The 22401-nt window shown below is 64.0% G+C and carries 19 protein-coding genes, 1 pseudogene and 1 other annotated feature; of the genes and pseudogenes, 14 read left to right on the top strand and 6 right to left on the bottom strand.

What is annotated here, in order from left to right:
• Positions 1-23 precede the first annotated feature (23 nt).
• Genes CDA09_RS10085 through CDA09_RS10100 form a run of 4 tightly spaced genes read right to left on the bottom strand, consistent with a single transcriptional unit; the run spans position 24 to position 3415 of the window.
• A complete protein-coding gene (locus tag CDA09_RS10085; RefSeq protein ID WP_121428505.1) occupies positions 24-521 on the bottom strand; it encodes a hotdog family protein in 498 nt (165 codons plus the stop codon).
• A complete protein-coding gene (locus CDA09_RS10090) occupies positions 518-1063 on the bottom strand; it encodes an FAS1-like dehydratase domain-containing protein (protein ID WP_121428506.1) in 546 nt (181 codons plus the stop codon). The genes CDA09_RS10085 and CDA09_RS10090 overlap by 4 nt, the downstream gene beginning before the upstream one ends.
• Positions 1060-2220 (bottom strand): CaiB/BaiF CoA transferase family protein, encoded by a 1161-nt coding sequence (locus tag CDA09_RS10095; protein WP_121428507.1) that lies wholly within the window; start codon positions 2218-2220, stop codon positions 1060-1062. The genes CDA09_RS10090 and CDA09_RS10095 overlap by 4 nt, the downstream gene beginning before the upstream one ends.
• Positions 2221-2233: 13 nt before the next feature.
• The gene (locus CDA09_RS10100; protein WP_121428508.1) at positions 2234-3415 is read right to left on the bottom strand and encodes an acyl-CoA dehydrogenase family protein; all 1182 of its coding nucleotides are present in this window, start codon (positions 3413-3415) and stop codon (positions 2234-2236) included.
• Between the two features lie 399 nt (positions 3416-3814).
• Here CDA09_RS10100 and CDA09_RS23505 point away from each other — a divergent pair, with 399 nt between their 5' ends.
• Genes CDA09_RS23505 through CDA09_RS10120 form a run of 4 tightly spaced genes read left to right on the top strand, consistent with a single transcriptional unit; the run spans position 3815 to position 8427 of the window.
• Positions 3815-4771: an electron transfer flavoprotein subunit alpha/FixB family protein gene (locus CDA09_RS23505; protein ID WP_121428509.1), complete on the top strand. Its 957-nt coding sequence runs from the start codon at positions 3815-3817 to the stop codon at positions 4769-4771.
• Positions 4772-4785: 14 nt separating this feature from the next.
• Positions 4786-5217, top strand: coding sequence for a Zn-ribbon domain-containing OB-fold protein (locus CDA09_RS10110; protein WP_164844402.1), 432 nt, complete (start codon positions 4786-4788; stop codon positions 5215-5217).
• Positions 5218-5261: 44 nt separating this feature from the next.
• Positions 5262-6425: a thiolase C-terminal domain-containing protein gene (locus CDA09_RS10115; RefSeq protein WP_164844403.1), complete on the top strand. Its 1164-nt coding sequence runs from the start codon at positions 5262-5264 to the stop codon at positions 6423-6425.
• A gap of 25 nt (positions 6426-6450) precedes the next feature.
• Positions 6451-8427 carry a (Fe-S)-binding protein gene (locus tag CDA09_RS10120; RefSeq protein WP_121428512.1) on the top strand — a complete coding sequence of 659 codons (1977 nt, stop codon included), beginning with the start codon at positions 6451-6453 and terminating at the stop codon, positions 8425-8427.
• A gap of 671 nt (positions 8428-9098) precedes the next feature.
• Here the strand turns inward: CDA09_RS10120 and CDA09_RS10125 are convergent.
• Positions 9099-10421, bottom strand: a complete 1323-nt coding sequence (locus CDA09_RS10125) for an IS1182 family transposase (RefSeq protein WP_121427554.1) — start codon at positions 10419-10421, stop codon at positions 9099-9101.
• Positions 10422-11278: 857 nt separating this feature from the next.
• On the opposite strand from CDA09_RS10125, the pseudogene CDA09_RS10130 reads away from it, so the two are divergent.
• Positions 11279-12021, top strand: a pseudogene (locus CDA09_RS10130) (IS3 family transposase); the annotation flags it as partial.
• Positions 11371-11487: a sequence feature (AL1L pseudoknot), on the top strand. It overlaps the preceding pseudogene by 117 nt.
• Before the next feature lie 181 nt (positions 12022-12202).
• Here CDA09_RS10130 and CDA09_RS10135 read toward each other — a convergent pair.
• Positions 12203-12730, bottom strand: a complete 528-nt coding sequence (locus CDA09_RS10135; protein ID WP_174718431.1) for a CYTH domain-containing protein — start codon at positions 12728-12730, stop codon at positions 12203-12205.
• 379 nt (positions 12731-13109) lie between these two features.
• On the opposite strand from CDA09_RS10135, the gene CDA09_RS10140 reads away from it, so the two are divergent.
• The 9 genes from CDA09_RS10140 (at position 13110) to pstB (ending at position 22382) form a co-directional block, all read left to right on the top strand.
• Positions 13110-15590, top strand: coding sequence for an Hpt domain-containing protein (locus CDA09_RS10140; protein ID WP_217351301.1), 2481 nt, complete (start codon positions 13110-13112; stop codon positions 15588-15590).
• A gap of 30 nt (positions 15591-15620) precedes the next feature.
• Positions 15621-16610 (top strand): chemotaxis protein CheX, encoded by a 990-nt coding sequence (locus CDA09_RS10145; protein ID WP_217351302.1) that lies wholly within the window; start codon positions 15621-15623, stop codon positions 16608-16610.
• Between the two features lie 30 nt (positions 16611-16640).
• The gene (locus tag CDA09_RS10150; protein WP_121428514.1) at positions 16641-17006 is read left to right on the top strand and encodes a response regulator; all 366 of its coding nucleotides are present in this window, start codon (positions 16641-16643) and stop codon (positions 17004-17006) included.
• A gap of 48 nt (positions 17007-17054) precedes the next feature.
• Complete coding sequence (locus CDA09_RS23625; protein ID WP_286164452.1) at positions 17055-17795, top strand: methyl-accepting chemotaxis protein; 741 nt, start codon at positions 17055-17057, stop codon at positions 17793-17795.
• Positions 17792-18361, top strand: coding sequence for a hypothetical protein (locus CDA09_RS10160; RefSeq protein WP_121428516.1), 570 nt, complete (start codon positions 17792-17794; stop codon positions 18359-18361). Before CDA09_RS23625 ends, CDA09_RS10160 begins: the two co-directional genes overlap by 4 nt.
• A 277-nt stretch (positions 18362-18638) precedes the next feature.
• Positions 18639-19676 (top strand): phosphate ABC transporter substrate-binding protein PstS, encoded by a 1038-nt coding sequence (gene pstS / locus CDA09_RS10165; protein ID WP_121428517.1) that lies wholly within the window; start codon positions 18639-18641, stop codon positions 19674-19676.
• A 105-nt stretch (positions 19677-19781) separates the two neighbouring features.
• Positions 19782-20741, top strand: coding sequence for a phosphate ABC transporter permease PstC (pstC, locus tag CDA09_RS10170; RefSeq protein ID WP_121428518.1), 960 nt, complete (start codon positions 19782-19784; stop codon positions 20739-20741).
• Positions 20738-21583, top strand: coding sequence for a phosphate ABC transporter permease PstA (pstA, locus tag CDA09_RS10175; protein ID WP_353616643.1), 846 nt, complete (start codon positions 20738-20740; stop codon positions 21581-21583). The genes pstC and pstA overlap by 4 nt, the downstream gene beginning before the upstream one ends.
• 7 nt (positions 21584-21590) lie before the next feature.
• Complete coding sequence (gene pstB, locus CDA09_RS10180; protein ID WP_121430815.1) at positions 21591-22382, top strand: phosphate ABC transporter ATP-binding protein PstB; 792 nt, start codon at positions 21591-21593, stop codon at positions 22380-22382.
• The last annotated feature ends 19 nt before the right edge of the window (positions 22383-22401 follow it).

A 22401-nucleotide genomic window follows, 5' to 3' on the forward strand; every position in this document is an offset into this window, starting at 1 on the left:
GTGGTCGGTCTTGCGCTGGCGCCTCAGGGCATCCAGCGCTCGCCCTTGCGGGTCCAGGGGTTGTCGGTGGGGTCGCCCGGCACGGCGACGCGGGCATGGCCGGCGGTGCGCACTTCGCCGTCGACCGAGATCGTCAGATCCAGGTCCACCCAGTGGCAGCCGGCCGCATCGGTGGCGAGTTCGCGCACGACGCCGGCAAAGCACATCTCGTCGCCGGGGAAGACCGATTTCTTCATCTCGAAGCGCAGGCGGCCGAGGCGGCCCCTGGGGCCGGTCCAGTCGGTGATGTAGCGCTCGAACCACGCGGCGTTGTTCGGCGTGTTGATGAAGATGTTCTTCACGCCGTTGCGCTCGACGGCGAAATCCTTGTCGTGGTGCATGGGGCGCCAGTCGCGGCTGGCGAGCGCGCCGAGCACGATGGTGGTGGCGCTCACCGGGTGGCGCAGCGGGGGCAGCTGCTGGCCCGCCGTGATCTCGGCCGCGGTGATGCCGGGAAGGATCGGGATTGCGGTCGCGCTCATTGTTCCGGCCTCCGGTAGCCCAGCATGGTGTAGATCTCGGTGCCGACCCACTCGCCGCGCTGGTTGGTGGTCTCGACGTCGATTGTCCAGAAGCGCCCGAGGCCCAGCTTCGTCTGTTTGAGGGGGCCGACCGAGCGCACGATCTGGCGGGTGGTGAGCCGGTCGCCGGGGCGCACCGGTTCGCCGAACACGGCTTCGTTGCTGGCGACGACCGCTTCGGGCAGGTCCAGCAGCTGCTTCAGGTCGAAATGCGCCTGCAAGGCCTTGCGCTCGCCGGTGGCGCCGGGCTCCCAGTGGTGCGGGCGGAACCACACCGACATCATCGTCGGCGGCGCGATCGGCCCGCCGGTGACGGCGTCGGCGACGGCCGCATCCCAGAAGATCGGGTTCGCGTTCTGCACCGCGGCGCAGGTGTTGTAGACGTAGCCGATCTCGATCGGGAACTCGGTCTGTTCCTCGTACATCGGGGAGCCGATCATCTGCCGGACCGCAGTGGGCAGGTCGATGGCGGAGGGCATGGCGTGTTGGTCGCGTGCGCTCATTCGATGGCCCCTGTCGTGCGCAATTCGGCGATCTGGCTGGCGGGGAAGCCCGCTTCGGCGAGGATCGCGTCGGTGTCGGTATGGCCCGGCGGGGCGACGTGATGCACCGGCTGGCGGCGCTCGCAGCCGGCGAGGACGGGGGCGAGCTGCTCGAACGCACCGCGCCCTGGATGCTCGGCACCCATGAACGCGTCGCGCGTGCGGAATTGCGGGTGTGCGACGACTTCCGGCACCGTCAGCACCGGCGCAACGCAGGTGTCGGCGCCGGCCAGCAGCGCGACCCATTCGTCGCGGCTGCGGGTCAGGAAGCGAGCCGCGAAGGCCGCGCGCATCGCGTCCTGCTGCGTCTCGTCGTACTGGTGGTCGGCGAAGGACTCGAGTTCCAGCAGGCGGCACAGGTTGCGGAAGAAATGACCCTCGATCGCGCCCACCGCGAGATGCCCGCCGTCGCCCGTCGCATACACGCCGTACCACGCATACTTGCCCGTGAGCACCCCGGAGCCGGGGCCGGTGTCCTCGCCCGTGGCGAGGTACTGGTCGAGATAGAGCGACATCAGGTTCAGCGCGCCGTCGGTGATCGCCACGTCGAGGCTGGCGCCTTTGCCGGTGCGCTCGCGGCGCAGCAGCGCGGCGAGGATGGACTGCGCCGCGTGCATGCCGCCGCCCGCGCCGTCGGCCAGCGTCGCGCCGGGCAGGGCGGGGCGGCCTTCGGCATCGCGGCCGCTGCAAGCGAGAAAGCCGGACATCGCCAGATAGTTGAGATCGTGGCCGACCCACTGCGCGCAGGGGCCGTGCTGGCCGTAGCCGCTGGTCGAGCAATAGACGATCTTCGGGTTGTACGCGGCGAAGTCCGCGTAGCCCACCCCCAGCCGCGCCGCGACGCCGGGGCGGTAGCTTTCGATCACGACGTCGACGTGCCCGGCCAGTTGCAGCAGCGTGTCTCGCCCCGCGTCGGACTTCAGATCGACGCGCATGCGGCGCGTGCCGCGCCCCGCGCCGTAGGCGTGGAAGACGGGATCGACCTGCTTCGCGCCCTTCGCCGCGACCGGCGCGACCTTGATGACGCGCATGCCGAAGTCCGCGAGGAGGCGCGAGGCGCGCGCCGCCGGGCCGACGCTCGCCAGATCGAGAACGGTGTAGCCGTCGAGGAAATTCATCGCCGCGGCCCCGTCAGAAGTTCTTCGGCAGGTCGAGCTTGCGCTTGGCGATGATGTTGCGCTGGACCTGCGAGGAGCCGCCGCCGATGGTGTCGATCACCGTGTAGGTGTAGCAGCTCTCGCCGCGGCCCTTGAGCGGGGCGTCCTCGGTGTGCAGGGCGAGCTGGCCGCCGGGGCCGACGATGTCCATCGTCGCATCGGCGAGGCGGCGCGACAGCTCGGTCGCGTACAACTTGTATTCGGAGGCCTCGACGGTGGGCGTCTTGTTGCTGTTGATCGCGGCATCGACGAACTTCACCCCCAGCACGCGCGCCACCTCGCATTCGGTCGCGAGCTCGGCGATATTCTGGCGCACCACCGCGTCGTCCTTGAGCGGCTTGCCGTCGCATTTCGCGGTTTTCACGTAGTCGGCCAGCACCTCCATGCGGCCGCGGATCGGCGCGAACGTGAACATGCTGAAACGCTCGATGTCCAGCGCCTCGGCGATGTACTGGAAACCCTTGTTGAGCTCGCCGACGCGGTAGTCGTCATGCACGAACACGTTGTCGAAGAACACCGCATTGGTGCGCTCGTTGCCCATCGTGTACATCGGGTGGATCGTCAGGCCCGGGTCGTCCATGCGCACCAGGAACAGCGTGATGCCGTGGTGCTTGGGCGCATCCGGATCGGTGCGCGCGCCCACCCAGTACCAGTCGGCGAAGTGCGCCGAGGTCGTGAACACCTTCTGCCCGTTGAGCACCCAGCCGTCGCCCTTGCGCTCGGCCTTCAGGCGCATCGCGGCGGCGTCGGAGCCGGCGGAGGGCTCGGAGTAGCCGACCGCGAATTCGATCTTCGCGTCGAGGATCTGCGGCAGGAATTCGCGCTTGAGCTTTTCCGAGCCGACGTTGATCAGCGTCTTGCCGATGATGCCGACGCCCTTGCCGATCTGCGGCGCGCCGACCGAGGAGAGCTTCTCGTTGAGCAGGTATTCGTAGAAACCTTCGCCTTCCTGGCCCCCGTATTCCTTCGGCCAGGTGATGCCGAGCCAGCCCTTTTCCGCCACCTTCTTCATGAAGGCGCGCCGCTCCGGCGTGTCGCACACCTGCGCCATGTTTTCGCGGGTGACGTCCATGACTTTCGGATCGTGATTGTCCGCGAGGAATTGGCCGACTTCGCGCAGGAATTGGCGTTCTTTTTCGGAAAACTCAAAATCCATGTGTGCCCCCGATTCAGGAATTGATTAATCCGGCAGGCAATTCGGCAATGGCCGGGATGCCCCGATTCGATGAGCCGATTTTAGAGAGCGCTTTTGGGCGATGTTGGGCGATGGCAGTTCCGAAGTGGACGCAGCGATGTCAGAAAAGGCCATGGTCGCGGCGGTAAATCGTCCGCGCCTCATCCTTGCACCGTGAATCCCGTGTGGCGCATGCATTCCAGGCTGATTCGTCTGGCCGGAAATGAATTGGCAAAGTCCCCATCTGACTCGAAGCCGGGCGGTGCGAATAAAGGCGCGCAATTAGACTGATTTGCAAAGATCAGGTCCCGCGGCACGGGATCAGGGCGTTTTTTCCCGGCCGGCTTTTCAATTCATCGTATTGAACAAGGAGTCCTCGCTATGGCCGTTGTGCTGTGTTCATGGGGTGATGCCATCGACGGCGGCACCGAAGAGGCGCTGACGCTTGCGCGCAAACTGGCCGCTGCGACCGGCGCGCAATTGCGCTGGCTGGTGCTCGGCGGGGCCGCCGCAGCAGCGGTCGAGGTCGGCGCGCGCTACGGCGTCGATCGGCTCGACACGGTGCCGGGGGCCGGCGCCTCCGCGGCCGGGCCCGATGCGCTGGTGGCAACGCTGGCCGATTACTGCGGCCAGACCGCGCCGCGCGCCGTGCTCTTCAATCAGGGGGCGGAGTCGCGCGTGATCGCGGCGCGTTTGGCGGGCCGCCTGGGCGTGCCGGTGGTGGCCAACGTCTTCGACGTCGAGCCGGCCGGCGGCGGACAGCAGGTCACGGCCACGGCCTTCGGCGGCGACACGCATGCCGTCTACCAGGTCGACGCTCCCCTCGCGGTGCTGTCGGTGAGCACGACCGCGATCGTCGCAGCCCCCGCCACGGCCCCGAGCACGGTTGCGCAGCACAGCGTCGCGCTCACCGGCGCAGCCGTGGCCGAGCGCTTTGCCGTCACCGCCTCGCCGCAGGTGGCCGAGGCGCGCCTAGAGGATGCGCAGATCATCGTCTCGGGCGGGCGCGGGCTCGGCAGCAAGCAGAACTTCGAGCTGGTCAAGGACATGGCGGCCGCGCTGGGCGGCATGTGGGGCGGCTCGCGCGCCATCGTCGACGACGGCTGGATCGACTCGTCGCACCAGGTCGGCCTCACCGGCAAGATCACACGCCCGGCGCTGTACGTCGCGATCGGCATCTCCGGCGCGAGCCAGCACATGGCGGGCTGCTCCGCGGCGAAGACCATCATCGCGATCAACAAGGATGCCGATGCGTCGATCTTCCGCTACGCGCACTACGGCGTCGTCGGCGACTGTCTCGAAATCCTCCCGGAACTCATCAAGGCCGCGAAGGCATGACGGAGCGCAATGCGATGACCGATCTCAGCACGAATACCTCGCTGCGCGAACCCTGCGTTCCGGGCCTGTTCTCGGAAGACGAAGGCGCGCGCCTGCACGGTGCCCGCTGCACCACGTGCGGCACGCCGTACTTCCCGCGCGTGTCGCACTGCCGCAATCCGGCCTGCGACGAATCGCACGTCGTGCCTTGCACCTTCGGCGGCGAAGGGCGGCTGTGGAGCTACTCGGTCGCGGACTTCCCGCCGCCGCCGCCGCACCGCTACGACAAGCCCTTCGTGCCCTACGCGATCGGGGTCGTCGACCTCGACAGCGGCCTGCGCGTCGTCGGCCAGATGGTCGATCCCGTCGAGACGATGCAAGTCGGGGCGCGCGTGCGCCTGGTGATCGAGCCCATCCACCACGACGACGGCAAGGCCTTCACGTCGTGGAAATTCAAATTGCTCTGAGCCTCGGGGGAACCATGCAGGAAGTCGTCGTTCTGGGAGTAGGGATGCATCGCTTCGGCAAGACGGGCGATGCGATCGTCGGGGAAAAATCGGTCACCGAACTCTGCCGCCATGCGGTGGACATGGCGATGAAGGACGCCGGCGTGTCGTGGCGGCAGGTGCAGGCGGTGTCGGCCGCGAGCTCGCGCTTTTCCGGCGGCAAGGGCTGGGGGCTCAACGGCAACGACATCGTCGAGGACCTCGGCTGCACCGGCATCCCGGTCTACAACCTGTCGGCGGGCTGCGCCGCGGGCGGCAACGCCTTCAATGTCGGCTACTCGCTCGTGGCGGGCGGCATCCACGATCTGGTGCTGGTCGTCGGCGGCGAGGTGATGCCCAAGGGCATGATCCAGACCTCCGGCGTCGAGGACATCAACGACCCGGAATACCTGCGCCAGCGCTGCGTCGGCATGCCGGGCCCGGCCTTCTGGGCGACGCTCGCCCGCCGCCGCATGTTCGACCACGGCACGACCGAGGCGCAGATGGCGAAGGTCACCGTGAAGGCGCGCAAGTGTTCGGAGAGCAACCCGTTCGCGCGTTTCCAGAAGGCCGTGTCGCTCGACGAAGTGCTCGCTTCGCCCTACGTCAGCAATCCCCTGCGCCTGTTCGAGATCTGCCCCGTATCCAACGGCGCCGCCGCGGCCGTGATCTGCTCGAAGGACATGGCGCGCCGCTTCACCTCGAAGCCGGTCACGGTCGCCACCAGCACGGTCGCCACCATCGGCTTCGACGACGCGCTGCCGCGCAGCCTCGCCGGGCCGGTTCCCACCGGCGCGAGCTTCCACACCGAGGCCAAGGCCGCCGTCATGAAGGCCTTCGAACGCTCCGGCGTCGGCCCGCGCGACATCAGCTTCACCGAGCTGCAGGACAATACCTGCTACTACGAACTCGCCTTCCCGGAAGAGTGGGGCCTGTGCGAGCCGGGCGAGGCGGAACGCCTGCTCGAAGCCGGCGAGACGGCGCCGACCGGGCGCATGCCGATCAACCCGTCCGGCGGTTTCGTCTCCTTCGGCGAGGCGACCACGGCGATGGGCGTGTTCCAGATCGCCGAACTCACCTGGCAGCTGCGCGGCCAGGCCGGCGGGCGGCAGGTGCCCGATGCGAAGGTCGGCCTCGCGCAGACCAACGGCCTCGGCGGCAACGCCACCGCGGCCATCCTCAAGCGCTGATCCAACCTTCACCGGGGCTCCGACGATGTCCGCGATCTCTGCTCTCGACTACACGATCCTGGCGCTGCTGCTCGGCGCCGCGCTGACGAGCGTGTTCCTTGGCCTCAAACGCCGCGCGGCGCTGATCGCGGCGGGCAAGGGCGGGGTGAGCGGAGCCGGCGGGCCGGCGGGCTGGCGGGAACGCCTCAACCTGCGGGCCTTCGCCGAGCGCGGCCTGCTCACGTCGCGGCTGAAGAAGCGCCCAATTGCGGGCCTCGCGCACGGCCTGATGTTCGGCGGCGCGCTCGTCGCGATCTTCGGCCACGCCGCGTTCGTGCTGAGCTTCGTCGGCGTGCCCGTGTATCAGGGCCGCTTCGGCTTCGTGGTGATGGAACTCGGGCGCGAGCTGGCCGGCATCCTGATGTTCGCCGGCGTCGCCTTCTTCCTCGTGCGCCGGCTCGCGCGCCTCCAACGCCTCACGGCCGGGGGCGAACGGAAGGGCTTCGTCGTCATGGAGCTGCTCTTCCTCGCGACCATCGCCGCGGGCTTCACCGCCGAGGCCTTCCGCCTCGCCGACCCCGCGTCCGCGAGCCGCGGCGAGTTCCTCGGGCTCGCGCTGTCGGGCGGCCTGCAGGGCCTCGACGGCGGCCTCCTCGCGGGCGGCGGCCACCTCGCATGGTGGCTGCACGGGCTGCTCGGCATCGCCTTCATCGGCCTGATCGCCCATACGCCGCTGTCGCACATGCTGCTCGCGCCCGCCAACGCGGCACTCGCACGGCCCCGCTCGGGCATCACGCTGGCGCCCATCGACTTCGACGCAGACCCGCCCGAAGGTGAAGAAATCAGCTTCGGCGCCGCGAAACTCGCCGACCTCGACCGCAAGAAACTGCTCGATTTCTCCGCCTGCCTGTGGTGCGGGCGCTGCCAGGAAGTGTGCCCCGCGGCGCAGACCGGCAAGGCCCTGTCGCCGAAGAAGGTCATGACCACCTGCGCCACCTGGCTCGAAGACAAGCGCTTCGACGATCCGGGGCTGATCGACGCCATCGGCCTGGAGGCGGTGTTCGACTGCACGACCTGCGCCGCCTGCGTCGAGGAATGCCCGACGAGCAACAGCCCGGCGGAGACCATCCTCGAATTCCGCCGCCACTTCGTCATGGACCGCTCCGAGATGCCCGACACGCTGGCGCTTGCGAACCGCAACCTCGAATCGCGCGGCCACCCCTTCGTCGGCACCGCCGCGAACCCCGACGACTGGCGCAAGGGGCTGGACGTGCCCTTCTTCGAGCCGGGCAGGACGGAATACCTGCTGTGGATCGGCTGCTCGGTCGCCTACGAGGCGCGGGCGCAGGAAGTCGCCCGCGCGATGCTGCGCATCCTCGACGCCGCCGGCGTCTCCTACGGCATCCTCGAAGAGTCGCGCTGCACCGGCGACCCGGCCAAGATGGCCGGCGACGAGATGCAGTTCGTCGAGATCGCCCAGGCCAACATCGAGGACTTCCGCGAGCGCAGGATCCAGAAAGTCATCACGATGTGCGCGCACTGCTTCAACAGCTTCGACCGCTACTACCCGGAGCTCGGCGCCGACTGGCAGACCATTCCGCACTCGGTGCTCATCGACCGCCTCATCGCCGAAGGCCGCCTGCAGGTCGTGCGCGACGACGCGGAGAAGATCACCTTCCACGACCCGTGCTACCTCGCGCGCCACAACGACATCGTCGCCGAACCGCGCCGCGCCCTCGCCGCGGTCGGCCAGCTGATCGAAATGCCGCGCAACCGCAAGGAAAGCTTCTGCTGCGGCGCGGGCGGCGGCAACTACTGGGGCGGCAAGGGCGGCACCGTCCGCATCAACGACGTGCGCATGCAGGAGGCGATCGACACCGGCGCCGCGAAGGTCGCGACCTCGTGCTCGTTTTGCTTGCTGATGCTCACGTCGAGCGCATCGAAGCACGGGGAGGCGCGGTGGGTGTTCGATGTGGCGGAGTTGGTGGCGTCGGCACTGCCGGGCGCGGCAGAGACGACCTAAGAGTTATATCGAGTATTCGCCTTTTCCCATTCTCGAAAGTCAGGAGCAGGGTGCATCGGATCTTGCTTCGACTCGAACGACATCCAACAGCTTGTCGATCATGAGCTCCTTACTGCAGTGCTCGCGACGTCGGAAAGTTGCGAGCATTTCTGTCCGAAGTATCTTATTATTCCGGCAGCATCTGTACGATGGTGAGCAGATTTGTGGGCGAGTAAAATGACACTTGCGGTCGTCGTTGACGCCCTTCGACGCCTTAACCTGACGCGGCAGCCGGGGGGCTCATTGCCGAAACGCAAGGCAGCTCGGACACTGTACGGAGCCATCTCGACGCGCGATGCGCGGGGGAAAGGTGACGAGCAGTGGGCTGGCACGGGCAACGCGCTACCGGCTCACTGAGGGGACGTTCGTCGGGGAACCTGACGCCGCCGTGGCGCCGGTCGAGATGGAGGTCCATCCGCTCCGAGCTGGTCGCCAGCAGCCATTACGCTCGGCAAGAAACTCGACGTGCCCTAGGAGTCTGCGCGGCAGAACTCCAGAGAGTGGGGTTTTAGCAGAAGGATCGGCGAAGCGAGAGGTGCGGGAAGAGACTGCGGCCGTGGTTGAATTGCTTCGCGACGGTGCTGCGCCCGTGCCGGACGGGAACGGGGACAGATTTGCGCCCCTTTTTCCCGTTATGCCGTCCTCAGTGTGCTCATCCTGCGCAGGTTCAGGGCCATACAGACGAGCTTCCACTCCGCTTTGACGCGCTCCAGGCCCCGCAGGCTGAACTGCCGGAATCCCAATACGTTCTTGATCCAGCCGTTGGGCGGTTCGGCGATCCATTTCCGTTTTCGGTAAGCCGTCTTGCCCGCCTCGCTATCGAGCTTGTCGGCCATCTGCGCGGTGTGCGGACTGCGTTCACGGTCGAAACCGAGTCGGCGCTTGCCTTCCCGGCCCAGCGCCACCACCAGTTCGGTCCCGCAGCCGTCGAGCTCCCGGAACGTCTGCTCCGAGCGGTAGCCGGTGTCGGCCAGCGCCTGGCGCGGGCGCTGCGCGAGGGTGTCGCGCACGACCTGCAACATCCCCGGCAGTAGCCCGGCGTCGCTGGCGTTGTTGGTCAGTTCGGCCGCCACGATGATGTGGGCGGTCTCGTCGACCGCCGTCTGGGCGTTGTAGCCCGGATCGAACCCGCCGCCGGCGCGCTTCATGATGCGGCTGTCTGGATCCGTGAAGTTCTCCTGTGCCTTGTCCTCGGGCACCCCGAAGTCGCGCTTGTAGCGCCCACCCTTCGGTTTGCCGTCACCGCCGCGCGGACGGCGGTCGTCATCGTCGCTGCGCCCGCGCGCCTGATCGGCCTCGCGCTGGCGCTGCTCGAGCCGCGCCCGGGCTTCGGCAATCGCCGTCAGCCGCGCCTCGCGCCGCGCGATCTCGGCCGGCACATCCAGCTCGGGCTCGTTCCTCTCGGCGTCGTCGGCGGCCTTGGCCCGATTGAGCAGCGCCTCGATCTGCCGTTTCAATTCGGCCTCCGCCTTCACCATGTGGCCGTAACTCATCGCCTTGTGGCGGCTGGCGTTCGCCTTGACCTTGGTGCCGTCGATGGCCACCGTCCCGAGCTTCACCAGCCCCATCTCGCGAGCCAGTCGCACCACCTGCACGAACAACTCGCTCAGCTCCTTCAAGTGGACAGCGCGAAAGTCGCTGAGCGTGCGGTGGGCCGGGAAGTTGCCTGCCGCCAGCACCCGGAACGCCACATCCTCGTGCAGCTTGCGCGCGATCTTGCGCGAGCTGAACACGCCCGTGGCGTACGCATACAGCAGCACCTTGACCATCATGGCCGGATGAAACGGCTGGTTGCGCGGTCCGCCCCCGGCATACCGGGTGTGGAACGCGCTCAGGTCCAATCCGTCGACCGCGTCGCTAATGAAGTACGCCAGGTGGCCTTCGGGTAGCCACTCCTGCAGCGCCTGGGGCAGCAGCATCTGCTGCTGCGGGCAATAGGGCAGATAGCTCGTCATCTCGACAGTCTACCGGCCCCGACACGCCAGGGAGGGCTTACCTCACCGACGCTTGGCTTCTGCCGCGCAGACTCCTAGCCGCGTAGGACCCGGGCACATACTGGCGCGAGTTTGTTGAAAGCTACGTGCCCATCGAGAGCTGGTTGATGCCCCAAGCCTTGGCCGAAGAAATCTATCTCTCGGGACGTCTGTCATCAGGGACCGGAAATCCTTGAAGGGCGCGATTCTTGAGCTGGAGCCCACCGAGGACAGGGCTTGGCTTCATGTCCATGCTGCTCGATGGACTGATCAAGCTCGAAGTGTTCAACTGTGCGCTTTACATGTAGATGCTGAGGGCTACGCAAGCCTGGATTGACGCGGGCCGCCAGCAATGAACGGGCGCAGTACCTCAAATAAATGAGCATCCGGAATCGACTGTGAAAATTCATCAGAGGTCCTGATAGCCGCCGCGTCATCTATGCAGTAACACGCTTGTATGGCTTTCCGGAATATGCGATCCTTCAATCGCTGCGGGTGTTACATGTGGGTGTTACAACGTAAAGGTTTGAATAATTAATCGTATATTATTCAAATGCTTACGGATTAAATCTGAGCTTCCCGCTCTCTCCGCCAAATTTTCCAAGTGACTGATTATTAACGGCTGATTTTCAGTCACGTCGACGCAAGTGCTCCAGTTAAGTGCTCCAATTTCCAAGGAGCTGCACATGCGTCTTGCCGCCCGAAACCTGCGCTTGCGTGACGGGATTTGGTATCTCAGGGTCGCCTATCTCGATATCAATGGTGATCGCGCAGATGCGAGCGTGAAGACCGAGGCTTCACCGCGGTATGTGCCACTGCATCCAATGCTCAATGCAGTGGGCTTCACCACCGCGGAGGCGGCTCGCGTTGAGGAGCTCGAGCGCGAGGTGCGCGAGTTGAAGAAAGCCAACGAGATCCTGCGCCTGGCCAGCGCGTATTTCGCGCAGGCGGAGCTCGACCGCCGCAACAAGTGATGAACGGTTTCATCGACACGCACCGCGAGCGCTTCGGGGTCGAGCCGATCTGCAGAGTTCTGCAAGTCGCCCCGTCCGCTTATCGACGCGCCGTGGCTCGCCGCCGCGATCCGGCCTTGCGCTGTGCGCGGGCTCGTCGCGACGAGGTGCTGGCTACCCACGTTGAGCGGATCTGGCAGGCGAATTTGCAGGTGTATGGAGCGCGCAAGGTGTGGCGGCAGTTGCAGCGCGAGGGCATCGAGGTCGCCCGCTGTACCGTCGAGCGGCTGATGCGGGCCCAAGGGCTGCGTGGTGCGATGCGAGGCAAGGCGGTACGGACTACTCGGCCCGATCCGGCAGCCCCCTGTCCGCTCGATCGCGTCAATCGACAGTTCGCCGCGCAGCGCCCGAACCAGCTTTGGGTCTCCGACTTCACGTATGTCTCGACCTGGCAAGGTTTCGTGTATGTCGCCTTCGTTATCGACGTCTTCGCCCGCTACATCGTGGGCTGGCGCGTCAGCCGATCCATGCACACCGAATTCGTCCTCGACGCCCTGGAGCAGGCCCTGTGGGCTCGCCAACCCGAACGCAACGCTTTGATCCATCACAGTGATCGTGGCTCGCAGTATCCGCCGGCGTTTGCAGGCGATCATTCGCCGCGTGAGGATCACCACTGGCGCTTCCCGCTGGTGAACTGCCAGACCTGGTGCGGCGAATTTAGCGGGCACGACAACGCGCGCTAAGGCCTGGCCGGGAGCGTAACAGCAGGAACAGGCAAGTCTGCGGCCTGCGGGCCGGGCTTCGGACGGATTAGTGCATAGCCTGGAGATGCCGAGTCGGAACGGGTCCTTTGGGGCGGCGTCTGTCTTCCGGGAGTGTGGGGCCTTCGAACTGCGCGAGGGAGAAATTGCCGAAGCGCTTGTTCAGGGTGACCTCTTCGCCGATCCAAGTCGGAAGTATCAGCGGCTGCGCTTCATGCGCCAATTCGACTTCGGCGATGACGAGCCCCGCGTTGCGGCCGGCGAAGACGTCCTCTTCGAAGAGATGGTCGGCGTACGCGACGTTGTAGCGCGTCTTTTCGACGATCCGACCGCCGCAATAGTCGGAAAGGATTTGCCACGCGTCATCGACCGGGATGGGGTATTCGAACTCATCGCGACCGAGCCCCTGTCTCGGCCCCGTGAGCGCGAGAAAGGCGCGATCGGCGCGGATCCGCACCCGCGTGGTCATCGCCCCGGATTCCTTCGCGACATAGCCCTGCACGATGCGCTCGCCGGTACGGCCATCCAGGAATCGCGAATCACAAACCAGAAACCTGCGCTCGATTTCGCGACCCATGGGCGTGAACTCCGTTTGCAGCAAAATAGGATTCTAGCACAAAAGGTGCGGCTGATTGCTGCGGTGCAGCATGAAAAATTGGGATCTATAGCTACAGCTGATCGAGCTGGGCCGTCACCGACCGGTGTGCTGCCGTAAGGCGGCGAGGTTGGCGCGCCATGCGGCCAGGTCGTCATCCTCTGACTCGTGCCCAAGAGCAGCAAGGATGTCAGCGGCGTTCATCGTTTCCATGCTTCCAATTTTATGGAAATAAAAAAGACCATGTCGAACTGGCCGCACCGGCACGTCGACGCTGTAAAGAATCTATCACGTATGTAATAAATAATGTCAGCCGTTTCATATCGTGTCGTGAGTCGTCGCGGTCTCGGCAGACCATCACATGCGAAGCCACCTCAAATATCGTTACGGGCAGGGAATAATGAGCATACGTGGTCGCATCATCCTATTGATCGCACTGACTTTCATCGCGCTCTGTTCCATCGGCGGATACGCGATCGTGCAATCGCGCTCCAATGCCGCCGAAGTCAAGGGCGTCACGGAAGGTATCGTCCCCAGCGCGCTGGCGTCGGCTGATCTGGTATCGCAGCTAAAGGAAATGCAGCTCACTAGCATGACTTTGGTATATGCCCCGGATCGAGGTCTGGCCATCGAGGCGCGGGAGAAGCTGGCCAAATACCGTTCGCAGATGCAGGCCAGCCTTGCGCAGCAGACGCAGCAGGCCGGGAGCGACGCGCAGCGCGGCTTGGTGGAGCAGGCGCAGGAGAGTCTGATCAACTATTTCAATGAAATCGAGCAGGCGGCCCAATTCAAGCTTGCCGGGCAGACCGCGCTTGCCGAAGCCAGTCTGTTCGCCAACGGCGCGCAGTATCAGCGCGAACTCGAGGGAATCGTCGAAGCCCTGCGCGTCGAGAAGAATCGCAGCAAGGACGGCGCGATCACGGCGCTGAACGAGAATCTATCGGCGACCGTGACCACCGTTTCGGCGGTCAGCCTGGTCGCCGTTGCCGTGCTGAGCCTGATCGGCGTACTGCTCTACCGACAGGTGATCATCCCGATCCGCAACATGCAGAACATGATGACGGAGATCGCCGACAGCCAGGATTTCGCCCGCCGGCTGCCGGTCGCCAGCGAGGATGAAATCGGCCGCTCGATCGGCGCGTTCAACGTCATGATCGCCAAGATCGAGGAAAGCTCGAACCTGCTGCGCCAGAAGACCAACGACATCCAGACCATGCTCCAGAACATGCCGCAAGGCATCCTGACGATTGCCGCGGGCAACAAGGTGCATCCGGAGTATTCGGCTTACCTGGAGACCATTTTCGAAACCGGTGCCATCGCCGACCGCTGCATGATGGACCTCGTGTTCGCCGATACCGAGCTCGGCACCGACAGTCTCGCCCAGGTCGAGGCTGCCGTCGGCGCCTGCATCGGCGAGGATGTGATGAATTTCGACTTCAATTCGCACCTGCTGGTGGGCGAGATTCACAAGACGATGTCGGACGGCCGGGTCAAGATTCTCGACCTCAACTGGTCGCCGATTACCGACGACAGCGACACCATCGTGCGGCTGCTCCTTTGCGTTCGCGATGTGACCGAACTGCGCAAATTAGCTGCCGAAGCGTACGAGCAGAAGCGCGAACTGGAAATCATCGGCGAAATCCTGGCCGTCAGCCAGGAGAAGTTCCACGAATTCATTGCCGGTGCGCTCAAGTTCCTCGACGAGAACGAGCTACTGATCCGCGAGCACGTCAAGGCGGAAGCGGCTGCCGTGACCCAGCTTTTCCGCAACATGCATACGGTCAAGGGAAATGCCCGCACGTACGGTCTGCGGCATCTCACCAATATCGTGCATGACGTCGAACAGACCTATGACCTATTGCGCAAGCCGCGCCCCGACATCGCCTGGGACCAGGAGCAGTTGCTCGAAGAACTGGCCGCCGTGCGCGAGGCTGTCGAGCGCTATGCCAGGATCAATGAGGTCAGTCTCGGGCGCAAGGGACCGGGACGGCGCGGCGGCGACCGCTATCTGCTGGTCGACCGCGAGCAGATCCAGGAAACCCTGGAGCACCTGGAAATGGTCAATACCGGCAACCTGCACGAGCTGGTCGCAGCGCGCAACGCGGTCCGCAAGGTACTGCGTCTCCTAGGCACGGAGCCGATCACCCAGACCCTGGGCGGCGTCTTCGACTCTTTGCCCTCGCTCGCAGCCGAACTGGGGAAAGTGGCGCCCATTGTGACCATCGACGATGGCGGCTACTACATTCGCAACCAGGCGGTGGGACTGCTCAAGAACGTGTTCATGCACCTGGTACGCAATGCCATGGACCACGGCATTGAGACGCCGGAAGCCCGCCAGGCGGCGGGGAAGCCGGTCGCCGGCATGATCGACCTGGCGATGTCCGTCAGCGACGGCATGCTGAACATCTCGCTAAGCGACGACGGCCGTGGCCTAGCGCTGGCACGAATCCGCAGCATCGCCGTGGGAAATGGGTTGATCGCCGCCGCCGAACAGCTCGATGACGATGCGATCGCCGGTCTGATCTTCCGCCCCGGCTTCTCGACGGCGGAGACGGTGACCGAGGTTTCCGGGCGCGGAGTCGGCATGGATGCCGTTCAGGATTTCGTTCGCCGCGAAAACGGCAAGATCGGCATCCGTTTCCTCGACGACGCGGTCGGCTCGCCGTTCCGCCAATTCGAGATCGTCGTCAGTTTGCCGCAAAGCCTGGCGGTACAGGCCGACGATGGCGACGGCCACGGCGCTGCGCACGGGCTTCAGTCCGGCCAGGATGAGGATGATCAGGGCAGTGTCGAAATTGCCGACGAAACGGATATTGCAGCCGCCGATCGGCTCGCCGTCTGAAGCATGATCCCGGCAAGCAAGGAAAACACAGTGAACGACGACAGGGAATCGATGCACAAGCTCGTCAGCAAGGTCCTGGTTCTGGATGATGCCTCGACCTATGTCGGTAGCCTGAAGGCCTTCTGCGAAGAGTGCGGATTGGTGGGGATCCGAGCCAACCAGGGGGGCGAGACGGGATTGATGGCGGTGTTGCGGGCCAACGTCGATCTCGGCGGCATCATGCTGTACGAGAATTTCGGCGGCGATCTGGACAGGACCCTGGCTTTGGCACGTCAGATCCATGCCCTGCGTCCCGAACTGCCGGTCTTCCTGAGGCGGCAAAGCGTAGCCAGCGTCGCCGGCTTGGCCGAGAAGGATGCGGCCATGTTCCGTTGTGCCTATACGCTAGCCGATCTGCAGCAGCTCAAGGCGACGCTGGACGATTCGATATTCAGCCGGTTTTATCCCAACGATCTGGTCAGGGGTATTTCGGAGATCACACGCGCTTCGCTGGAGGCGCTATTCCGCCATTGCGAAGTGGACGTCGAGACGCCCTACCTCGTCAAGGACCGCATCATCTATGGTGAGGTATTCACCATGATCACCATCGAAAGCGGTTGGTGTCGGGGTTACATGATGATGCAGGCGTGCGAGTACGCGGTCATCGGTTTGATCCGTGGCGGGCGCGATGGTGCCGAGGCAGCCACCTTCCGGGATCTGAACCAGGTGCTCGGGGAAGCGACCAACCTGATCTGGGGGGGCTTCAAGAACCGCTACGTCGGACAGTCTCGTGCACCTGACGCGACCATGCAGACACAGGTGCCGATCGTCATCAACCATCACCGCCGCTACATTTCGTTCGGCTCCGACGAGCCGCAACTGTGCCTGAAATATACCCTGCGGGACCGGTCCCGGCCCGAGGCGCCTTCGGTGCCGATCTACCAGCGCTTCATCTTCAATCTCTGCTGGGCACCGGACGAGTTCCGCGAAAACCCCTCGGTCGAGTCCTTCGTCGACTCGGGCGAACTCGAACTGTTTTGATCGGTTTGTTTTTAGCAACAAGGAGATGTCATGGCTCAAGTTCTGGTAGTTGACGATTCCGGCACCGTTCGCAACGAAGTGAGCGATTTTCTCAAGGCCAACGGCCTGACGGTGGCGTGCGCCGTGGATGGCAAGGACGGCCTGGACAAGATCAAGTCCGACCCGTCGCTCAAGCTCGTGCTCAGCGACGTCAACATGCCGAACATGGACGGCCTGACGATGGCCGAAAAGATCCGCGGCGAGCTCAAGAACAATGCCCTGAACATCATCATGCTGACCACGGAGAACAGCCCGGCGATGAAGGAGCGCGGCAAGGCGGCCGGCATCAAGGGATGGATCGTCAAGCCCTTCAACGGCGCCGCAGTCATTGCCTCTCTGAAGAAGCTGGTTGCCTGAGCGATGGATACGACAAGCGCCGCAGTGGGTTTGGCGCTGGGATCGGGAGTGACGGTCGCGATCGGCTGGCTTAGGCTGGTCGGCGCCCGCCGAATCCACCGTGGCCAGATCGAAGAAAGGGATCGTCAGCTGGCCGAACTGACCGGACACCTGCCGCCGTCGGAGGTCGAAGCGCGCCTGGCCGAGCTGCGTGAGGAAAGCGAAGCCTTGCGCCGGGAAATTCTGGAACAGAAGTCAGCATCGGAAAATACGCTGGCGGCGACGGTCGAGCAATTGACGGCGGATCGCGAAGCGGCGATCGCCGGGACCGTCGCCGAGCACTCACGGCAGCTCGCCCAAGTACGCTGCGCGCTCACGGCGGATCACGATCGGCTGAAAAAGGATGTCGACGCCCTGCTTGAGGTGGTCAAGACCCTCGAACGCTGGCACGACGAAATGCAGACCATCCTCGCCAACAACCGGGAACTGAAGGGGCAGAACGAAAAATTCGCCAACATCAACAAAAATGTTGTCATGCTGGCCCTCAATGCCTCGATCGAGGCTGCCCGGGCCGGCGAACAAGGGCGGGGATTCGCCGTCGTCGCCGATGGCGTGCGCGACCTGGCCCTGACCTCGACCAAGCTGGCTCAGGCATTCAAGCAGAATCTGGACAAGAACGATCTGGTCACCACGACGACCTTTCAGGATCTCCAGGCCAGTGCCAAGATGATCCGGACGGCGGTACATGGGCTCGGCGCCTGCTCGGAGCAGATACGAGCCACCATTGCCGGGGCCGATGCGAGTCTATGATCAGCCCGCGCGCCATATCGACCATCGAACAGCTGTTCGAGAACGCCCTGTTCGAAAACGCGAACACGGGTGGCAAGGACAAGGTCGTCCTGCAAGCTGTACGTGAGGACGATCCAGCCGCCGGCAAAGGGCCGGTCCACCTCACGGTGCTTGGAATCTCCTCCTACCTGTTTCGCATCGTCACGCTGTTCGAATTCGCCGCCGACCCGGCGACGGCCAGTTTTTTCGGGAAGCGTATTGGCACCGCACAGCGCCTAGACGACAGCGCACTACAAGATGCCAGCAGCGAATTCGTCAATATGGTGTGCGGAACAGTGAACCGAAGCGTGCAGACCGTATTTCCGCATACCGGCATATCCACGCCTATTGTCCTCGAAAGCGGCTGTGCGAATTACCTTGAAGCACTGCGGCCGATACGCCGGCAGTCGTATGAAGTCGACATCGACGGGGCGCTGCATTTCCGTCTTACGCTTTGTATTTGCGTGGTTTCTGGCTCCAGCCTGGATTTCCATGTGGTTCCCCAATCATCCGCGAACGGTTCGGTCGGCGAGCTGGAATTCTTTTGACGGAACCTATCGGAGGTACTGGGTTAAACAATGCGGAAAATGCTTTCGCCAGCAAGGCGAACGACCTCACCGCGCGTACTCCCGGTTTCAATATGCTGGCCAAGTTGGCTTTGACCAGCGAACAGACAGGATCGCCGCCAGGCGGGCCATTCCATACAGTCATCGGCGTCCGCTGCCACAGGCCCGTAATACGAACGTCGTAAGCTCGAAGCCTTTCACGTCGCGCGAGGACAAGCTTCGCCGGCACCGTTCCTCATCCCTGAACCAGGAGATACAGATGGTGAAAGCACTTAGTCGATCGTTGTTCGTTGTCGGCACCGGCCTCGCCCTTGCCTCTGGCGTCATGGCGGCAGACATCACGGGTGCCGGCGCTTCGTTTCCGGCCCCGGTTTATGCGAAATGGGCCGATGCGTACCAGCAGTCGAGCGGCAACAAGGTGAACTACCAGTCCATCGGCTCTGGTGGCGGCATCAAACAGATCGCGGCCAAGACGGTCGACTTCGGCGCCTCCGACATGCCGCTGACGCCGGAAGCCCTTGGCAAGGACGGTCTGATGCAGTTTCCGACCGTGATTGGCGGAGTGGTGCCGGTGATGAACCTCGCAGGCGTCAAGCCCGGCGAACTGAAGCTGACCGGTGAAGTCCTCGCCGACATCTACCTCGGTAAGATCCAGAAGTGGAACGATCCGGCCATCGCCGCCCTGAACCCGGGCGTGAAGCTGCCCGAACAGGATATCGGCGTCGTCCGCCGCGCCGACGGCTCCGGTACCACCTTCATCTTTACGAACTACCTGTCCAAGGTCAGTCCCGAGTGGAAGAGCAGGGTCGGCGAAGGCACCGCGGTGCAGTGGCCGCACGGTCTTGGCGGCAAGGGTAACGAAGGCGTGTCAGCCTTCATCCAGCGCCTGCCCGGCTCAATCGGCTACGTCGAGTACGCCTATGCCAAACAGAACAAGCTGACCTATGCCCTGATGAAAAACAAGGACGGTCATTTCGTTCACCCCGACGCCGCCGCATTCAAGGCCGCCGCCGCTGGCGCCGACTGGAGCCACCAGTTCTACGAGATCCTGACCAACCAGGCGGGAAAGGACTCGTGGCCGATCAGCGGCGCGACCTTCATCCTGATGCACAAGGTTCAGGACAAGTCGGCACAGGGCACTGAAGTCCTCAAGTTCTTCGACTGGGCGTATGCAAAGGGCGACAAGATGGCCGACGACCTCGACTACGTGCCGCTGCCTGATGCCACCGTCAAGCAGGTCCGCAGCGCTTGGGGCGAGATCAAGGACACGTCGGGAAAGGCGGTGCTTGCGAAGTAATCACAACTAAATAATGTCATGAATTAGGCGGGAGAAATCCTCCCGCCTGTTTTTTGCTGCGAGACTGACTTGTCAGATATGGAAGCGTCCGCCGTAAGGCTGGCCATGCAACAGGTGATCGCACCTGCGCGAGCACCGCGACGCACTCTGTCGGCCCTGCTGTTCGCCGGCTCCTCGACCGCCCTCGCCGTACTGGCGCTGGTGTTGCTCGCCGGCATTCTGGTTGCACTGACGATTGCCTCCTGGCCAAGCATTGAACGCTTCGGCCTGAGTTTTTTGTACACCTCCGAGTGGAATCCGCCCGCCGACACCTTCGGCGCGGTCATCCCGATCTACGGAACCATCGTCACGTCGATCATCGCACTGGTGATCGCGGTGCCGGTGAGCTTCGGAATCGCGCTCTTTCTGACCGAGCTGTCGCCCACCTGGCTGCGGCGCCCCCTCGGTACCGCAATCGAGTTGCTGGCGGCGATTCCGAGCATCGTCTACGGCATGTGGGGACTGCTGGTGTTTGTTCCCATCTTTGCTGAGGCCCAGCCGTTGATTGCTGCCACGCTCGGCAAGGTGCCCGTGATAGGCGCGCTGTTTGGCGGCCCATCGCTGGGTATCGGCCTGTTGTGCGCCGGCATCATCCTGTCGATCATGATCATCCCCTATATCGCCTCCGTGATGCGCGACGTTTTCGAAATCACGCCGGCGATGCTGAAGGAATCAGCCTACGCGGTCGGATGCACGACCTGGGAAGTAGTGTGGCGGGTCGTGCTGCCATACACGCGCAACGGCGTCATCGGCGCCATCATGCTCGGCCTCGGCAGGGCGCTCGGCGAAACGATGGCGGTGACCTTTGTCATCGGCAACACGAACTTCCTGTCGTCGGTGTCGCTGTTCATGCCCGGCAACAGCATCACATCGGCGCTCGCCAACGAGTTCGCCGAGGCGTCGCCTGGACTGCACACGGCGGCGCTGATGGAACTGGGTCTGATCCTCTTCGTTATCACGCTGATCGTGCTTGTCCTGTCCAAGGTCTTGCTGCTGCGAGTGTCCTCTCGCGAGGACGCGGCATGATGAACCTCCATGCGCAGCGCAAGCTGGTGAACAGGCTCGCCCTCGGATTGTCGATGACCGCGATGGCATTCGGGCTTGTCTGGCTCGCATGGATCCTCTGGACGGTCATCGACCTCGGAGGCAGCGCGCTTTCGCTTAGCCTGTTCACGCAGATGACCCCGCCGCCGGGTGCCGCTTCGGGCGGTCTGCTCAATGCCATCGTCGGCAGCCTGATCCTCGTGGGGCTCGGCACCGCGATGGGGACGCCGATCGGTATTCTCGTTGGCATCTATCTCGCCGAATACGGGCGGACGACCGTGCTCGGACGTGTCACGCGCTTCGTTAATGACCTGCTGCTGTCCGCGCCGTCGATCGTCATTGGCCTCTTTGTCTATTCGGCCATGGTGGCCTACACGGGCGGATTCTCGGCCTGGTCTGGCGGGGTCGCACTGGCGCTGCTGGTGCTGCCCGTCGTCATCCGTACCACCGAGAACATGCTGGTACTGGTGCCTGGCTCCCTGCGCGAAGCGGCGTTTGCGCTCGGTGCACCGAAACATGTGGTGATCACGAAGGTGACGCTGCGTGCCGCGCGTTCCGGCGTAATCACGGGCGTGCTGCTGGCAGTGGCACGAATTTCGGGCGAGACGGCGCCGCTGCTGTTCACGGCACTGTCCAACCAGTTCTGGAGCGTGTCGCTGAACGCCCCGATCGCCAACCTGCCGGTAACGATCTTCAAGTTCGCCATGAGCCCGTTCGAAAACTGGCAGCAGCTCGCGTGGGCGGGCGTGTTCCTTATCACCGTCGGCGTCCTCGGCCTCAATATCGTCGCCCGCGTGGTGTTTCGCGCCGAAAAACTTCATTGAGATGCAGATGCATACTATTCAATCATCCCAACACGCCGCAGGCGGTGCGGCGCAGATCGTCTTCCGCAATTTCGACTTCTACTACGGCAACTTCCATGCGCTGAAGAACATCAACTTCGAGATGCAACGTCACAAGGTGACGGGTTTCATCGGCCCGTCCGGCTGCGGCAAGTCGACCTTGCTGCGTACGATCAACCGGATGTACGACCTCTATCCGAAGCAGCGCGCCGAAGGCGAGATCCTGCTCAACGGCGAAAACCTGCTCGATCCGCGAATTGACGTGGCGCATCTGCGCGCGCGCGTCGGCATGGTGTTCCAGAAGCCGACGCCATTCCCGATGTCGATCTATGACAACATCGCTTTCGGCGTGGCCCTGCACGAACGGCTCAGCCGCAGCGACATGGACGAGCGCGTCGAATGGGCACTGCGCAAGGCCGCCGTGTGGGACGAAGTGAAGGACAAGCTCAGGCAGAGCGGCATGAGCCTGTCGGGGGGCCAGCAGCAGCGTCTGTGCATTGCGCGCGGCATCGCCGTGAAACCCGAGATCGTGCTTCTCGACGAACCCACGTCGGCCCTCGATCCGATCTCGACGGCACGCATCGAGGAGCTGATCCATGAGCTGAAGACGGAATTCACTATCATCATAGTGACCCACAACATGCAACAGGCGGCCCGGATTTCCGACTACACCGCCTACATGTATCTCGGCGAACTGATTGAATTCGGGCCGACTGAACAGATCTTCATCAATCCGCGGAACAAGGCGACCGACGACTACGTTACCGGGCGCTTTGGCTGACACTTGCAGGCGGCGCGTT

The organism is Azoarcus sp. DN11, assembly GCF_003628555.1.
GTDB lineage: Bacteria > Pseudomonadota > Gammaproteobacteria > Burkholderiales > Rhodocyclaceae > Aromatoleum.

Bases quoted from the DNA above. Each gene is read 5' to 3' on its own strand.
- CDA09_RS10110 (WP_164844402.1), top strand. From the start codon at position 4,786: ATGACCGATCTCAGCACGAATACCTCGCTGCGCGAACCCTGCGTTCCG.
- CDA09_RS10125 (WP_121427554.1), bottom strand. From the start codon at position 10,421: ATGACGAGCTATCTGCCCTATTGCCCGCAGCAGCAGATGCTGCTGCCC.
- pstB (WP_121430815.1), top strand. From the start codon at position 21,591: ATGCATACTATTCAATCATCCCAACACGCCGCAGGCGGTGCGGCGCAG.
- pstC (WP_121428518.1), top strand. From the start codon at position 19,782: ATGCAACAGGTGATCGCACCTGCGCGAGCACCGCGACGCACTCTGTCG.
- CDA09_RS23505 (WP_121428509.1), top strand. From the start codon at position 3,815: ATGGCCGTTGTGCTGTGTTCATGGGGTGATGCCATCGACGGCGGCACC.
- CDA09_RS10095 (WP_121428507.1), bottom strand. From the start codon at position 2,220: ATGAATTTCCTCGACGGCTACACCGTTCTCGATCTGGCGAGCGTCGGC.
- CDA09_RS10135 (WP_174718431.1), bottom strand. From the start codon at position 12,730: ATGGGTCGCGAAATCGAGCGCAGGTTTCTGGTTTGTGATTCGCGATTC.
- CDA09_RS10120 (WP_121428512.1), top strand. From the start codon at position 6,451: ATGTCCGCGATCTCTGCTCTCGACTACACGATCCTGGCGCTGCTGCTC.
- CDA09_RS10140 (WP_217351301.1), top strand. From the start codon at position 13,110: ATGCGAAGCCACCTCAAATATCGTTACGGGCAGGGAATAATGAGCATA.
- CDA09_RS10115 (WP_164844403.1), top strand. From the start codon at position 5,262: ATGCATCGCTTCGGCAAGACGGGCGATGCGATCGTCGGGGAAAAATCG.
- CDA09_RS10100 (WP_121428508.1), bottom strand. From the start codon at position 3,415: ATGGATTTTGAGTTTTCCGAAAAAGAACGCCAATTCCTGCGCGAAGTC.
- CDA09_RS10085 (WP_121428505.1), bottom strand. From the start codon at position 521: ATGAGCGCGACCGCAATCCCGATCCTTCCCGGCATCACCGCGGCCGAG.
- pstS (WP_121428517.1), top strand. From the start codon at position 18,639: ATGGTGAAAGCACTTAGTCGATCGTTGTTCGTTGTCGGCACCGGCCTC.
- CDA09_RS10150 (WP_121428514.1), top strand. From the start codon at position 16,641: ATGGCTCAAGTTCTGGTAGTTGACGATTCCGGCACCGTTCGCAACGAA.
- CDA09_RS10160 (WP_121428516.1), top strand. From the start codon at position 17,792: ATGATCAGCCCGCGCGCCATATCGACCATCGAACAGCTGTTCGAGAAC.
- pstA (WP_353616643.1), top strand. From the start codon at position 20,738: ATGATGAACCTCCATGCGCAGCGCAAGCTGGTGAACAGGCTCGCCCTC.
- CDA09_RS10090 (WP_121428506.1), bottom strand. From the start codon at position 1,063: ATGAGCGCACGCGACCAACACGCCATGCCCTCCGCCATCGACCTGCCC.